We start from the raw sequence: 15,210 nt of genomic DNA on the forward strand, positions 1-15,210 counted from the left end.
GAGGGTCCCTGTGAAGGTCGTCACCGAACAGACATTCGCCGCCGACGTGCTGCAGTCCGACAAGCCGGTGCTTGTCGACTTCTGGGCCGAGTGGTGTGTGCCGTGCAAGAAGGTCGACCCGCTGCTGGCCGAGATCGCCGACTCGGAGCTGGGCTCGCAGGTGGAGATCGTCAAGGTCAACATCGACGAGAACCCGCAGATCGCCATGCAGTACCAGGTGATGTCGGTGCCGACGCTGACCATCTTCAAGGGTGGCGAGCGGGTCAACTCGGTGGCCGGTGCGAAGCCGAAGAGCTTCCTGGTCAACTTCATCGAGTCGGCTCTCTGACGTTTCGCCTCTGCGCCCCGCGTCCGTTCTGGGACGCGGGGCGTACGCTTCTTCCGGTCGTTCTTCCCCCCGCCCCCTAGGGAGTTCTGAGTGCGGTCCATCCGACGCGGTGACACCGGCCCGGCCGTTTCCGAGATCAGGTCGATCCTGGTCGGTCTGGAGTTGCTCGAAGGCGCTGAACCGGACGTCTTCGACGAGGCGCTGGAGGACGCGGTCCGCGCGTTCCAGCAGGGCCGTGGGCTCGGCATCGACGGCATGGTCGGCGACGAGACGTGGGGCGCCCTCGACGCGGCCCGCTGGCGGCTCGGCTCCCGGGCGCTGTTCCACTCCGTGCCCGACGCGCTCGTCGGTGAGGACGTGCGGGCCCTCCAGGAGCGTCTGCTGGAGATGGGGTACGACACCGGCCGCCCGGACGCGATCTACGGCGCCCGCACCGCCCGTGCGGTGGCGCAGTTCCAGCGCGAGGTCGGCCTCTCCCCGGACGGCTCCTGCGGCCCGCAGACCATGAAGGCGTTGCAGCGGCTCGGCCGCAAGGTCGTCGGTGGCCGTCCGCAGTGGCTGCGCGAGGCCGAGGCGTTCCGCCAGTCCGGCCCGAACCTGGTCGGCAAGACCATCGTGATCGACCCGGGTCACGGCGGTGGCGACGACACCGGCGTGCTGGTGCCCGACGGCCCGCTCCGGTGGAACGAGGCGGACCTCGTCTTCGACCTGGCGTCCCGTCTGGAGGGTCGGCTCGCCGCGGCCGGCATGCGCGTGCACCTGACCCGCGGCCCGTCGCCGGCCGCGCCGATGAGCGGCTCCGAGCGGGCCGCGCTCGCCAACAGCCTCGGCGCCGACCTGCTGATCTCGCTGCACCTCGACGGGCACTCCTCAGCCTCCGCCGAGGGCGTCGCGACGTACCACTACGGCACCGGGAACGGTCTGAGCTCCACGGTCGGCGAGCGGCTGGCCAACCTGGTGCAGCGCGAGATCGTGGTGCGCACCGGGATGCACGACTGCCGCACCCACGCGAAGACCTGGGACCTGCTGCGGCTGACCCGCATGCCCACGGTACGGGTGGATCTCGGTTACCTGACCTCCCCGCGGGACCGGGAGCGCCTGATCGACCCGATGTTCCGGGAGCAGATCGTCGAGGCGCTGCTCGCCGCCGTGCAGCGGATGTACTTCCCGGTGGAGCGGGACGTGCCGACCGGCTCGATCGACGTGCGCCAGCTGCGGCTCGCGCTGGCCGACCGGAGCTGAACTAGTTCTCCAGGCTGCTGGTGGCCGGCATCGGCCGCAGCAGCTTCTCCGGGCTCATCGAGCCGAGCAGTTTCTCCAGCGCGTACTCCACGTCGGACTTCCAGGACAGGGCCGTCCGCAGCTCCAGCCGCAGACGCGGGTAACGGAAATGCGGGCGGACCGTCTTGAAGCCCACCGACAGGAAGAAGTCGACGGGCGCGACGCAGACGCCCTCGCGCTCCTCGTCGGCCTCACCGGCTTTCGCGTCGCCGAACGCCTCGATCGCCTTGATCCCGCGTTTCGTCAGGTCGCGGGCGACACCCTGCACCAGCATCCGGCCCAGGCCGCCACCGGCGAACGCGGGCACCACCTTCGCCGTGGTGAGCAGGGCGGCGTCGGCGCTCACCGGTGACGTGGGGAATGCCATCGAGCGGGGCACGTATGCGGGCGGGGCATACATCACGAAGCCGGCCGGCATGCCGTCCACATATGCCAGCTTTCCGCAGGAGCCCCATTCGAGGAGGGTCTGCGAGACCCAGGCCTCTTTTTCCAGACCGGGGTCGCCGGTGGCATGGGCACGCTCGGCGGAGACCGGATCGAGCTCCCAATAAACGCACTGCCGACAGGGCCGGGGCAGGTCCTCGAGGGTGTCGAGGGTGAGGTTGACCAGGCGCCGCGACATTCGCGAACCCCCCTGTGCAGAGGCGGGACAAATCGGAAACGCCAGCCCGCGCCCCCCGCCGAATCCTACGCCGGAATCACCATGAACGGGACCAGGTCGGGCAACGGCTGAATGGGACGGCAGAGCTGACGGTGGTTTCCCCGTTTAGTATCGATGACGTCTCGACCACCGATTCAACGAGGTGAGAGCCGCATGACCGGCACAACTCAGGACGATTACACCGATCGGTACGCGCGACGGGTCCGCGGGATGACCACATCCGAGATCCGCGCACTGTTCGCCGTCACCAGCCGCCCGGAGGTGGTGTCGCTGGCCGGTGGCTCGCCGTACATCGCTGCCCTCCCCCTGGACGCGGTCGGCGAGATGCTCAACCGTCTCGGCGCGGAGCAGGGCGCCAGCAGCCTTCAGTACGGCATCGGGCAGGGCACCATCGAGCTGCGGGAGCGCATCTGCGAGGTGATGAGCCTGTCCGGCATCACCGGCGCGTCCCCCGACGACGTGGTGGTCACGGTCGGCGGACAGCAGGCCCTCGACCTCCTGGCCCGTCTCTTCCTCGACCCGGGCGACGTGGTGCTCGCCGAGGGGCCGACATACGTCGGCGCACTCGGCGTCTTCCAGGCCGCCCAGGCACAGGTGCAGCACGTGGCAATGGATGCCGAGGGCCTGATCCCGGCAGCACTGGAGGAGGCGATCGCCGCGACCGCCGCCGCCGGCCGTCGCGCCAAGTTCCTCTACACGATCCCCACCTTCCAGAACCCGGCCGGCGTGACCCTCTCCGAGGAGCGACGCGAGCAGGTGCTCGACATCTGCGAGCGGGCCGGTCTGCTGGTGATCGAGGACGACCCGTACGGGATGTTGTCCTTCGAAAGCGACGCCCCGCGCCCGTTGCGTGCCCGTCGCCGGGATGGCGTCTTCTACGTCAGCACCTTCTCCAAGACGTTCGCGCCCGGCCTGCGGGTCGGCTGGATCCTCGCGCCGCACGCCGTCCGGGAGAAACTCGTCATGATGAGCGAGGCCAACGTGCTCTGCCCGAGTGCGTTCGCGCAGGGCGCCGTCACGCAGTACCTGACGACGATGCCGTGGCAGCAGCAGATCAAGGTCTACCGCGAGATCTACCGCGAGCGCCGCGACACCCTCCTCGACGCCCTCGACGACCTGATGCCGGAAGGCACCACGTGGACCCGCCCGGCCGGCGGCCTCTTCGTCTGGGCCACCCTGCCCGAGGGCCTCGACTCGAAAGCGATGATGCCGCGGGCCATCGCCGCCCGCGTGGCATATGTGCCCGGAACCGGCTTCTACGCCGACGGGACCGGCCGGAGCAACATGCGGCTCAACTTCTCGTTCTCGTCGCCGGAGCGGCTTCGTGAGGGCGTGCGGCGCCTGTCCGGCGTGATGGAGAAGGAACTGGAGATGCGTGCCGTCTTCGGCGGATCCGCCGCCCTGGGGTCCCAGCGCCGTCGTGGTCCGGCCGCTGCCGACACCCCCGGCCACGAGTTGGCATGATCACTGCTATGGGTACGCGTGACGAGTTACGGATTCTGGTGCTGGCCGGTGGGCTCTCCTACGAACGGGACGTGTCCCTGCGATCCGGTCGCCGGGTTCTGGACGCTCTGCGCTCCGCCGGCCTGACCGCCGAACTGCACGACGCCGACGTCTCCCTGCTGCCGGCGTTGCAGGCCGACCCCCCGGACGCCGCGTTCATCGCGCTGCACGGCGCAACCGGTGAGGACGGCTCGCTGCGGGGCGTTCTCGACCTGTGCGGGATTCCCTATGTCGGCGCCGACGCCCGGACGGCCCGGCTCGCCTGGGACAAGCCGTCCGCCAAGTCGATGCTGCGGGAAGCCGGGATCCCCACCCCCGACTGGGTGGCCCTTCCGCACGATCGGTTCTCCGAACTCGGTGCCGTCGCGGTCCTCGACCGCATCGTCGACCGGCTCGGTCTGCCGCTCATGGTGAAGCCGGCACAGGGCGGCTCCGGCCTCGGCGCCGCGGTGGTGCGCGACGCCGCCGACCTTCCGGCGGCGATGGTGGGCTGCTTCGCGTACGACTCGACGGCGCTCGTCGAGCAGTACGTGACGGGCACCAACGTGGCGGTGTCCATCGTCGACCGCGGCGCCGGCCCGGAACCGCTGCCAATCGTCGAGATCGTCCCGCGTGACGGGGTGTACGACTACGCCGCCCGGTACACCGCCGGTCTGACGACGTGGCACGTGCCGGCTCGGCTGTCGCCCGCTGTCGCTGACCGGATCACGCAGGTGGCGGTGGCGGCGTACAAGGCTCTGGGTCTGCGTGACCTGTCCCGCATCGACGTGATCGTGGGGGCGGACGGGGAGCCGATGGTTCTGGGGTGCAACGTGTCCCCGGGGATGACGGAGACGTCGCTGCTGCCGCTGGCGGTGCAGGCCGCTGGGGTGGATCTCGGGGAGCTGTTGAGTTCGTTGGTGGGGCAGGCGGTTTCGCGCTCTTCCTGAGTGGGGGTTACGTGGAAGGCCCAGCGTCGTGGTCGACGCTGGGCCTTCGTCGTTCCCGGGCTCAGTCGTTCGCCTTCCCGCCGGCGCCGGTGGCGCCGTTGCTCTGCCGCTTACCTTCCCGCCGGCGCCGGTGGCGTCGTTGCTCTGCCGCTTGCCATCCCGCCGGCATGACGCCGTTGCCCTGCCGCCGGCGCCGGGCGCGCCGCTCCTGGGTCGGCTGATTTCCCCAGCTTCGCCGTGTTCGGGTTTCGCGGTCAGGCTGATCGGCTCTCGGTGTCGGCGGGTTCCGCTGCCAGTTCGTCCGAAGGCTGCCTCTGGGCGGGAGTCGACCGCGGGTTGCCTGGAGTCGCCTCCGTTGCCCGTACCTCCGCCTCGGCCGCCGCCGACGCGGCCTGAACGTCCCCCAGGGTTTGAGGTCTCGGACTGTCGTCGGTTGCCTGCTCCTTCTCCGCCGCTGCCGTCGCTGTCGGGATGGGGACCGTCAACGTCGAAGGCGACTCCCACGCGATGTGGGCCGGCTCCGCGTTCGCCTTCCCGCCGAAGTCGGCGAGCCAGGCCGCGACGAGGGCGAGGTTTTCACGCCACTGCGCCTCGGGGATGACCGGCAGGATGTCGTCCCAGAGCGACAGGAACGTGCCACGAAGCTGCAGCCGGCCATAGGGCCTCGCGAGGAACCACATGTGCAGATGCGCGGAACCGTCACCCCATCGGTTGACGTGCACCCGAGCGACACCGTCCAGCGAGCGGATCGCGCGCTCCAGCCGAACCGTCATGACACCCAGCTCGGCCGCCAGCAGGTTCGGCAGATCACCGAGATCCAGGTGCGACCGGCACTCCAGGATCAGGACCATCGGCAGCCCAGTCGGCCGGTCCATCGCGCGAACCCGCCAGCGTTCGCTCACCCAGATGTACGCGTCGTCGTGCGTGCTGCACGACACACACTCGGAGGCGTCCTCGCCACTGCGCGGAGGTTCCACATCCACAGGCGGCGCAAGCTTCTTGACTCGCATGTCCCCCTCGAAGGGGAACGAGGGCCAACGTGTGAAGTCTGGCAGAGGAGCAGTGTTCTCGGACACGACGTGACCTTAGCCCAGCTCAGGAGGGGCTGTCCTGGGTCAATTTCGCACGACGGAGGGACCCCTTTACACCCACCCGAGCAGGGTTGGCACTTCGACAGCCGTGACGTCGGCGCTCTACGCACATCCATCCCAAAGTTATCCACAGAAGTTATCCACAGGCAGCCGCGTTTCACGTGAAACACGACGTAGAACGCTTGTGGCCCCTGTGGATAGAGCGGTGGATGAAGCCCAGGACATCGGCAGCGTTTCACGTGAAACCGGAGGGGCCGTGCCCTCAACATGCTTCACACACAGGCTGTGGATAGTGGCGTTGGCACATGGGAGCGGAGGCAAATCTTTCGCTGCGATGGACGGCTACGGAGGGTGGAAGCCGAGCGGATTTCGAGTCGTATCGCGATGGTTGGCTGGGGCGAAGATCCACCGTTAGGCGGACGCCCACAGGTGGGAGACGTGTTTCACGTGAAACCGGGGCGAGCAGCTTGGAGCTACTTCCCGGGGATTCGTCATGGACGGAGAAGGCAGGCGCTGGCGCACGACACAGACGAATGGCGGCTGTGAACCTCGCGGCGCTGCGCTCGATCCGGATGCCGGCACACAGTCGAGCGCACGGGCCGCGCGCCACGAGGGGCTGACTCCGATGCGCGGCCTATAAGCCACACCGCATCGCCCAGCGGATCTCCGGAAGGCCGGCTCGGGTTGCCTCGTTGCCCTTCCGAGGGACATCCGCACGCAAGCTGTGCGGCACTGTGAAGTTCAAACGCCGACCACGTCCCGGCAGCAGCGCTCCGCTCCGGCTGCGACAGAAAGGGGCGGTGGCGACGGCGGTGGCGAGAGGTCGCGACGGCGGTGGCGGCGGGCCGCCCTGTTTCACGTGAAACGCCTCAGCACGCAACCGCGTACCCTCCTCAACCCAACGGAGCATCAGGCCGGGGCGCAGCATAGCTAGATCCTCTGCCCAACGGCCTGGCCGCAAGGTGCCTCACCGCGATGGCCCGCCCGTAGCCACACCCGACGAACTTTGGCGCGGCGGCTCGCAGGCTCCGCAGGGCTGGCGTAAGCAACGCCCGAGAGCTCTCTCGATTGGGTTGCTCTGGGTATGTATCCGTCTGGGGCTCGTTACGTCGCCGCCTCAGCGTTTCACGTGAAACCGTGCCCGCCGGTCCGGTGCCTATACGGGCTGCTTCCCGCCTCCCGGATCCGCCGGAGCGCGCCCTACAGGTAGCGGCCGGAGTTAGGCAGATCCGGCAACTGTCCAGCGTGATGATCCACCTGAGCAATGAACACACCCCTGAGGACCCGCGAGACAGAACACGATCACCCGGCTGGAGATCCACCCGCCCCTCACACCGACGGTTCTCCACGCAGCTGCTCGGAGTTCGCTGGCTTAAGACTTGTTCGCATTGTTCGGCCGAAGCCCACACGGCGAAGTTCTGGCGGCCCTATACCTAATCCTCGAGCGCCATTACTCCCGGACGGAACTGCCCGCTGCTTCGGCCCTGTCGCCGCGCGTTGCGATCGATCGCTCCTCAGACGGCCCAAGCATCGCGCCCGCTCCGGCCCGGCACAGGCCTAGCCCTCGCCCAACCCCGTCGGCCCGCCCAACGCAGGCCTGCCCAGCACTGAGTGCCCGGCCCGGCCTGCCCAGCGCCGCTCGGGCACTGCTGTCCTTGGCTCGGCACGGCGTGACACGGCAGACGGCATGGCACGGCCCGGCAGACAGGATTCGGCACGCGGGCCCGGCACAGAACTCGGTACGCGGGCCCGGCGCGGCAAGACGCGTTACGGCAACCCTGCAACGGCAGACCGGGCAGGCGGCTCGGCGCTGGGCTGAGGCGACGTAGGTCCGTGGCCGACACTCGCCCAGGGCGGGGTTGGGCCGAGGGTACGCTGGGCCGGAGGAGGTACCGGGCCAGAGTTTAGGGCCGCTCCGGAGCGTCAGCACTCGTTTCACGTGAAACGCGACTAGCGGATGCGTCCGCCCCGAATCAGGGTCGTCAGACCCTCAAGCCCGGAATGTGCCTTCTACGACCGCCCGGCTGCCTGGCTGGCTGACTGACTGACGGACCCCACACGTCGACTGCCAAACCACAGAATCCTCCAATGCGGGGCCCAGAGCATCGGTAATCGAAGGATGCGGTCCACCTGTCGCGGACACCCCTTGAGCTCAACGAAAGGCACCGAACGGCGTTGAAACGTCATGCCGGACGTGCCGACGCATCGCGACTCCCCACAACGCCGCTCGTGATCAGCACACCGCGACACCGCGACACCGCGACACCGCGACACCGCGACACCGCGACACCGCGACACCGCGACACCGCGACACCGCGACACCGCGACACCGCGACACCGCGACACCGGCCTGAGTCTGCCAACCCAACTACCGCAGCCATTAGCGTGAGGAGCGAGCCAAGGGCCCCGCGCCGCCGCCGCTGCGACCGCACCTATCTCTCCCGGAGATCAATCACGACCAAACCGGGCAATCACCGATAGTCCACGCGATCCGCAACGGCCGAATCCGCCCCGCATCCCGCCGTCAAAACCTCAGGAGAATCGTTCTGACAGAACTGCCCAACCCCCGAAAAACACATCGGCGCGTCCCCAAAACGGAACGCGCCGAACGACAACCCTAGAACCAAACCCGACTACTCCGAGCCCGCGCCATCCCCCCGCGCGCCCTCTTCCTCCACACCGATCATGCCCACTATCCGCTCAAGGTCGTCCACCGTGGCGAACTCGATCGTGATCTTCCCTTTGTTACGACCGATATCAACCTTGACCCGCGTATCGAAGCGATCCGACAACCGTTCCGCCAGATCGTTCAGCGCCGGCGCGTGGACCTTCGCCCGCCGGGGCGGCGCCGCCTTCTTGACCGGTCCTTCCGCGACCGCAAGTTGAACGAGCTCCTCGGTGGCCCGCACGGAAAGCCCTTCAGCAACGATCCGCAGAGCGAGCTTCTCCTGGGCCTCACTGTCGTCGAGTCCGAGCAGCGCCCGGGCATGCCCCGCCGACAGCACCCCGGCAGCCACCCGCCGTTGCACCGGCGCCGGCAGATTCATCAGCCTTATGGTGTTCGAGATCTGCGGGCGGCTGCGCCCGATCCGGCGGGCCAGCTCCTCGTGCGTGGCACCGAATTCCTCAAGCAGCTGCTGATATGCGGCCGCCTCTTCAAGAGGGTTCAGGTTCGCCCGGTGAATGTTCTCCAGGAGAGCGTCACGAAGCATCGCGTCGTCAGGCGTGTCGCGGACGATCGCGGGGATCGTGTCCTTGCCGACAGCCTGGGCGGCACGCCACCGCCGCTCACCCATGACCAATTCGTATCGGCCGTCGCCGATGTCACGGACCACGATCGGCTGCAGGAAGCCGACCTCCTGGATGGAGGTTTTGAGCTCCTCCAGGGCTTCCTCATCGAACACGTGCCGCGGCTGCTTGGCGTTCGGCTCGATCGCGCCGACCGGCAGTTCGGCGAACCGGGCGCCAGGTACGGGCGCCAACTCGTTCTCCGCCAGGGCCGGCGGCGCAGAAACCGGCGCAGACACCGACGACCCGGAAGCCGCCGGACCGGAGGTCGACGAGCCCGAAGCCGGGGCAGACGCCGACCCCGGAGCAGCCGAGGCCGGCGGAACCGCGGTGATAACCGCAGTGGCCGCCGACTCAGGAACCGCCGCCTCAGTCGAGACGGGCGCTGCCGCAGGTTCAGCAGCAGGCGCCGTGGGGATTAACGCACCCAGGCCGCGACCCAGGCCACCCCGCGGACGGTTCTTCATGCCGTGCCTCCCGTGTTGACCCCACGCATAGCGATCTCCAGGGCGGCTTCGAAATAGCTGGTCGCACCCCGTGATCCCGGATCGTAGGTCATCACCGACTGGCCGTAGCTGGGAGCCTCCGAGACTCGCACGTTTCGGGGAATGACAGCGTTCAGAACCTTCGCCCCAAAGTGGTTGCGGACGTCCTGCTCAACGGCGTCGGCCAGCCGGGTACGGCGGTCGTACATCGTCAGGAGAATCGTCGACACATCGAGCGTCGGGTTCAGGTGCTGCCGTACCAGGTTGATGTTGTTGATCAGCTGGTTGAGGCCCTCCAGCGCGTAGTACTCGCACTGAATCGGGATCAGCACCTCCTGTGCGGCACACAGGGCGTTGACCGTGAGAAGGCCCAGCGACGGCGGGCAGTCGATGAAGACGTAGTCGAACTTCTCCGGGTGCCCGGCGATCGCCCGGGCAAGCCGGGATTCACGGGCCACCACCGAGACGAGCTCGATCTCCGCACCGGCGAGGTCGATCGTGGCCGGGACACAGAACAGGTTCGGAATGCCCTCGACGCCCTGCGCGACCTCGGCCAGCGGCACGTTGTCGATCAGACAGTCGTAGACGTCCGGCACGCCCGCGTGGTGCGGCACGTTGAGACCGGTGGAGGCGTTGCCCTGCGGGTCGAGGTCCACCACCAGGACGCGGTTGCCATGGAGGGCGAGAGCCACCGCCAGGTTCACCGTCGTGGTCGTCTTCCCAACGCCGCCCTTCTGGTTGGCGACGCAAATCACCCTCGGGTGGTCCGGGCGCGGCATGACGATCTCGCCGCTCGGGTTGAGGATCTGCACAGCTCGCAACGCTTCCATGGCGAGGGGCGGATCGTCCTCAACCCCGCCCGGCGTTTCACGTGAAACATGCTCGTCCGACGGAACGGGGACACCTGGAATCGGCGCACCGGGCGGTGGCGCGGCCGCACTCGGCGGCACTACCGCCCCGGGAGCGGTCGAAATGCCATATCCGTACTGCCCAGGTGGGCCATATCCCCCTGCCCGAGGCAGCGGAACGCTTTGGTCGCCAGCGTGCGGTCCGCCCACGCTCACTCCCGACGGCCTGTCGAGAGGCGACTCGGTTTCACGTGAAACACCGTACTCATGCACCGCTTCATCCCTGTTGGCTAGGAACGGGTTGGCCGGCAGAACGTGGGCCCCGGCAACAGAAATCCGGTCCACACTATCGACGCCCAGCCAGCCTACGGGGGCCGGGCAGGTGTTGCCATGGTCCGAAGTCTGATGAATCGAGCACAAAGTCGTCGCTGCGCCGGCCAAAGAACCTTGCGTGGAGCCTTCCCGGAAGACCATCGCCCCCGGCACGAGTCGCAACAAGCCTCCAGCTCGCTGCAACGCAGGCTTCAAATCCGATCCTGTACGGGGGACGGCCTCCCACAATCGCACCGACCCGGTCCCACCGCCCCCAGGATCATCCTGAGCCCGAAAAGTATCAGCACCCACCGTGCGGGCCAAGGCCATGACTTCGGGCGCCACAGTCCCGCTCAGGCCCCTCAGATCACCGCTCACGCGGCCCGCCCACCCGGACACGGCGCCCTGAACCAAATCAACAACCGCTCCGGAGGACGGTCCCGCCGATTCCCGGAGCACACCGTCCACCGCAGGCCAAATCAGAAAACCAGACACGACCCGCGGCCCGGCGCTCCATTCAGTTCCGGTCAGAGGCTCACCGTACGGGTGGGTCTCCTCCGTCCCCGGCGGACAGCGCTCGACGGAACGGGACTGTGCGGGGCGCGACTTCCGAACGGCTCGCTTCCGTGCACCCCGCTTGCCCATCTACCGCCTCCGAGCCTTCCTTCGCCCATCACCGCGCGACTCCCCGCCGCGAGATCCCCGCGCATCCCGGTTCCCGGAACCCCGAGCCGCAACCACCTGACGTTCCTTGACCACATCCACCACCGTCGCCGGCGGGTCGATCAGCCCCTCACCGCAGAACCTGACCGTCACCTCGCCGCCGCCCAGCGCGGACAACGCCGCCTCGTGCTCGGCAACCTCTTCAGCCGCCGAGGCGCCCTTCAACGCCAGCAACCGTCCGCCCACCGCGGCGAGCGGCAGGCACCACCCGGCCAGCTTGTCGAGCGCCGCCACGGCACGCGCCGTGACGATGTCGGCTTCGACCCGGCCGACGACCTCTTCCGCGCGGCCGCGAATCACCGTGACGTTGTCCAGATCGAGAAGATCGACCACCTCGTCGAGGAACGCGGTGCGCCGGGCCAGTGGCTCGACAAGCGTGATGACGAGATCCGGCCGTGCCACTGCCAGCACGATACCGGGCAAACCGGCACCAGAGCCGACGTCCACGACCGAAGCGCCGGACGGGATTATCTGCGACATAACGCCGCAGTTGATGAGATGACGCTCCCAGAGCCGGGGCGTCTCCCGAGGCCCGATCAGACCCCGGATCACCCCCTCGGTGGCGAGCAGCTCGGCATAACGCCCCGCCAACGCGAGACGATCACCGAAGACCGCAGCAGCCGCCTCAGCGAACTGAGCCGGCGGCACAACGACCTCCAAGGACGAGGCGTCATCCGAAGGCGAGGGCGCATCCAGGGGCGAAGGCGCATCCCCAGACGAGGAGACACCCCCAGGCGAGGAGACACCCCCGGGGGAGGGAGCGGTGACATTCGAGGCCGGGAACGACGACGGCCCGGGCGATTCAAGGCCCGGGCCGAAGTCACCCGCGCCGTGGCGTGGGTCCGTCACGATCAGTCCGCCGCGCGCACCACGATGCGGCGGTTGGGCTCGACACCCTCGGACTCGCTCTGCACGCCCGGGATCGCGTTGACCACGTCGTGCACGCACTTGCGCTCGAAGGCCGACATCGCCTCCAGGCGCACCGGGTCGCCGTGCTCCTTCACCTTCTCGACGGCGTTGCGGGCGACGGCGGCGAGCTCCTTGCGGCGAGCCGCGCGGTAGCCGCCGATGTCGAGCAGCAGCCGGCTCGGCGATCCGGTCGCCCGGAAGATCGCCAGACGGGTCAGCTCCTGCAGGGCTTCGAGCGTGGCGCCGCGCTGGCCGACGAGCGGCTGCAGCCGGCCACCGACCACCTCGACCATCGGCCGGCCGGCCGAGACCAGCTCGTCGATGTCACCGTCGTAGTCGAGGATGTCCAGCAGACCCTCGACGTAGTCCGCAGCGATCTCGCTCTGACGGAACAGGTCGCTGTCCGAGGCGACGCTCTCCGACTTCTTGGCCTCCGAAGCCTCCTCGGTGGCCGTCGGCGCGGCCGAGGCCTCGGCCGACTCGGCGGAAGGGGGAGTGCTGGTGTCGGTCACGGTCTCATCTCCGTTGTGTCCGATATTTCCCGCTGAGCGGGGAGGTCTGTGGCGAGATCAAGGGGAGCGCTCGGACCCGGAGAACCCGGGCCCGAGCTGCGATCATCCCTTGGGTTTGTTCGCCGGTCGGCTGCCCTTCTTCGGATTCACCGGTTTGGCGCCGGGCTTCGGGGCGAGGGCCTTGGTGTCGACGACCGGGCTGACCGGCTCCGGGGCGGCCTTGCGGCCGAACAGCCCACCGGTACGGGCGGGCTGCACCGGGCTGTTGCCGGTGGAGCGGGCGCCGGAGGACGCCGGGCGAGCCGTCGACGCGTTCTTGTTCATCTGGACCGGCGGGAACTTCCGGAGCACCCACTGCTGCTGCGCCAGGGTGAACAGGTTGTTCGTCACCCAGTAGATGACCACACCGATGGGGAACAGCGACCCGGAGATGAGCAGCGAGAACGGGATGCCGTAGAGCATCAGCCGCTGGATCATCTTCTGCTGCGGGTCCTCGGCCCAGCCGGTCTTGAGGATCATCTGACGGCTGGTGAGGAACGTGGTCCCCATCATGATCAGAACCAGGATGCCGGCCAGGACCTTCACGGTCGTGCCGTCGGCGCCCACGGCCGCCAGCTCAGCGGCGCTCGAGCCGAACTTCGCGCTGATCGGGGCGTTGAAGAGGTGCGCGTTCGCCGCGCTGTCGAACTGCTCCAGCGACCAGCCGTACAAAAGCTTGTACTTCTCGGAGATCGTCGGGTCCAGGTGCTGAAGCACGTGGAAGAGGGCGAAGAAAACCGGGATCTGCAGGAACATCGGAAGGCAACCCATCAGCGGGTTCGCCTTCTCCGTCCGGTACAGCTCCATCATTTCTTTCTGGAGCGTTTCCTTGTCACCCTTGTGCTTCTCCTGCAGAGCCTTGACCTTCGGCTGCAGCGCCTGCATCGCACGCTGGCTCTTGATCTGCTTGACGAAGACGGGGAACAGGATGATCCGCAGGGTCACGACCAGGAAGACGATCGCCAGGATCCAGGCCCAGTTGGTGCCGAGCACTCGGTCGTCGGGAATGCCGATGGCATCCCACAGGGCATGCCAGCGCAGAAGGATCCACGAAATGGCGGTGTAGATCCAGTCGAGACTCAATCTAAGCTCCAGTCACATCGGCAGGACGGTGACGGATCCGCTCAGGCACCGGGTCGTACCCGCCAGGGTGGAAAGGGTGGCAGCGCAGGAGCCGCCAGATCGCCAGGCCCGTCCCCCGCACCGCGCCGTGTCGCGCCAGAGCCTCCTGGGCGTATGCGCTGCACGAGGGGTAGAACCGACAGCGTGCCGGCAGCGCCGGACTCAAGTATCGACGGTACGCGACGACCGCTGCAGTCAGGAGCCGGGCAGCGACGCTCATCGTGGCCGCCGGGGTCTGCGGGCTGCCGCGAGCGCCCCCTCCAGGTCCGCGGCGAGAGTGGCGAACGACGCCTCGGCGGCCGGCGGCAACGCCCGGACCACCAGGGCCGCGCCCTCCGGCAGATCAGTCAGAAGGGGCCGGACGAGGTGACGCAGCCGTCGGCGGACCTTGTTACGGGTCACGGCGTTGCCCACTGCTTTGGACACGACGAAGCCGGCGCGCGCCGTAGAGGCGAACGCCGGCTCCTCGATAAGCAGATGAACGACCAGGGTCCCGCGGCCGGCACGACGGCCACCGCGAATCGCTGCGGCGAAGTCCGTGCTACGTCGCAGTCGCTGTGCCGCGGCCAGCACGGGTTACCTGAGCATTCGGGACTGCGTCAAACGGTCGGATCAGGCCGACAGCTTGTCGCGGCCCTTGGTCCGGCGGGCCGACAGGATGGCGCGACCGGCACGGGTGCGCATGCGCAGCCGGAAGCCGTGGGTCTTGGCACGCCGGCGGTTGTTCGGCTGGTAGGTGCGCTTGCTCACGTCAGAACTCCGTCTTCGTACTACGTCCAGGGGGCATCGGGCTGCAAGACGCCACTTTAGCAGAACGCGGCGGAGCAACCGCCCAACCCTACGGAGAGGCCATCTCGGGGTCAACCATATCCTTGGTCGGCACGCCGACAGGCTGGGCCTGACAGCAGCTGCCAGGTCTTTCCGCGCACAAAGTGAATCTTTTCCTGCAAACGTGCGGGGGCGGGCCCGGTCTGCGGTTGTAGTCCACCTGTCACCGCTGTTAGCGTGCGCGGTTGCTGGTCTCACCGGCCGTTCGCACACCGCGAAGCGGCGGCCAAAACCGGACAAGCAGGTGGATCGTTCGCCACGGTGAGCCTGTTTTCAGCCCGCGCCACTACAGGCTCCGGAAAATCTGCCGACCACTGAAGGCCGGGAGCGGCCACTGGCAACACCACAGGT

General features: G+C 68.2%; 14 protein-coding genes. 4 read left to right on the forward strand and 10 right to left on the reverse strand.

The features are described from left to right. Positions 1-10: 10 nt before the first annotated feature. Together trxA and AMIS_RS40070 are read left to right on the forward strand one after the other, a co-directional pair. On the forward strand, positions 11-328 hold the full coding sequence (gene trxA / locus AMIS_RS40065; protein ID WP_014448213.1) for a thioredoxin: 318 nt from the start codon (positions 11-13) through the stop codon (positions 326-328). 90 nt (positions 329-418) lie between these two features. Beyond that, the gene (locus AMIS_RS40070; protein WP_014448214.1) at positions 419-1,570 is read left to right on the forward strand and encodes an N-acetylmuramoyl-L-alanine amidase; all 1,152 of its coding nucleotides are present in this window, start codon (positions 419-421) and stop codon (positions 1,568-1,570) included. 1 nt (position 1,571) lies between these two features. Here the strand turns inward: AMIS_RS40070 and AMIS_RS40075 are convergent, their stop codons facing one another. Continuing rightward, positions 1,572-2,231: a GNAT family N-acetyltransferase gene (locus AMIS_RS40075; RefSeq protein WP_014448215.1), complete on the reverse strand. Its 660-nt coding sequence runs from the start codon at positions 2,229-2,231 to the stop codon at positions 1,572-1,574. Positions 2,232-2,423: 192 nt separating this feature from the next. Between AMIS_RS40075 and AMIS_RS40080 the strand changes: the two genes are divergently transcribed. Both AMIS_RS40080 and AMIS_RS40085 read left to right on the forward strand, forming a co-directional pair. Beyond that, on the forward strand, positions 2,424-3,734 hold the full coding sequence (locus AMIS_RS40080; RefSeq protein WP_014448216.1) for an aminotransferase-like domain-containing protein: 1,311 nt from the start codon (positions 2,424-2,426) through the stop codon (positions 3,732-3,734). A gap of 8 nt (positions 3,735-3,742) precedes the next feature. Then, a complete protein-coding gene (locus tag AMIS_RS40085; protein ID WP_231859192.1) occupies positions 3,743-4,702 on the forward strand; it encodes a D-alanine--D-alanine ligase family protein in 960 nt (319 codons plus the stop codon). Between the two features lie 254 nt (positions 4,703-4,956). On the opposite strand, the gene AMIS_RS40090 is transcribed toward AMIS_RS40085, so the two are convergent. The 9 genes from AMIS_RS40090 to rpmH form a co-directional block, all read right to left on the reverse strand. After that, positions 4,957-5,757 carry a hypothetical protein gene (locus AMIS_RS40090; protein ID WP_231859446.1) on the reverse strand — a complete coding sequence of 267 codons (801 nt, stop codon included), beginning with the start codon at positions 5,755-5,757 and terminating at the stop codon, positions 4,957-4,959. 2,669 nt (positions 5,758-8,426) lie between these two features. After that, a complete protein-coding gene (locus tag AMIS_RS40095) occupies positions 8,427-9,548 on the reverse strand; it encodes a ParB/RepB/Spo0J family partition protein (protein WP_014448219.1) in 1,122 nt (373 codons plus the stop codon). Then, positions 9,545-10,912, reverse strand: a complete 1,368-nt coding sequence (locus AMIS_RS44810) for a ParA family protein (protein WP_269447700.1) — start codon at positions 10,910-10,912, stop codon at positions 9,545-9,547. Before AMIS_RS44810 ends, AMIS_RS40095 begins: the two co-directional genes overlap by 4 nt. 459 nt (positions 10,913-11,371) lie before the next feature. Next, positions 11,372-12,097 carry a 16S rRNA (guanine(527)-N(7))-methyltransferase RsmG gene (rsmG, locus tag AMIS_RS40105; RefSeq protein ID WP_014448221.1) on the reverse strand — a complete coding sequence of 242 codons (726 nt, stop codon included), beginning with the start codon at positions 12,095-12,097 and terminating at the stop codon, positions 11,372-11,374. Between the two features lie 203 nt (positions 12,098-12,300). Continuing rightward, positions 12,301-12,870 (reverse strand): Jag family protein, encoded by a 570-nt coding sequence (locus AMIS_RS40110; RefSeq protein ID WP_014448222.1) that lies wholly within the window; start codon positions 12,868-12,870, stop codon positions 12,301-12,303. Positions 12,871-12,972: 102 nt separating this feature from the next. Then, entirely contained in the window at positions 12,973-13,992 is a 1,020-nt protein-coding gene (gene yidC, locus AMIS_RS40115; protein WP_014448223.1) for a membrane protein insertase YidC, read from the reverse strand. A 1-nt stretch (position 13,993) separates the two neighbouring features. Continuing rightward, a complete protein-coding gene (gene yidD / locus AMIS_RS42185) occupies positions 13,994-14,251 on the reverse strand; it encodes a membrane protein insertion efficiency factor YidD (protein WP_014448224.1) in 258 nt (85 codons plus the stop codon). Then, on the reverse strand, positions 14,248-14,604 hold the full coding sequence (gene rnpA / locus AMIS_RS40120) for a ribonuclease P protein component (protein WP_014448225.1): 357 nt from the start codon (positions 14,602-14,604) through the stop codon (positions 14,248-14,250). Before rnpA ends, yidD begins: the two co-directional genes overlap by 4 nt. A gap of 39 nt (positions 14,605-14,643) precedes the next feature. After that, positions 14,644-14,781 carry a 50S ribosomal protein L34 gene (gene rpmH, locus AMIS_RS40125; RefSeq protein WP_014448226.1) on the reverse strand — a complete coding sequence of 46 codons (138 nt, stop codon included), beginning with the start codon at positions 14,779-14,781 and terminating at the stop codon, positions 14,644-14,646. Positions 14,782-15,210 lie beyond the last annotated feature (429 nt).

Origin of the sequence: Actinoplanes missouriensis 431 (assembly GCF_000284295.1) — a bacterium.
Taxonomy (GTDB): Bacteria; Actinomycetota; Actinomycetes; order Mycobacteriales; family Micromonosporaceae; genus Actinoplanes; species Actinoplanes missouriensis.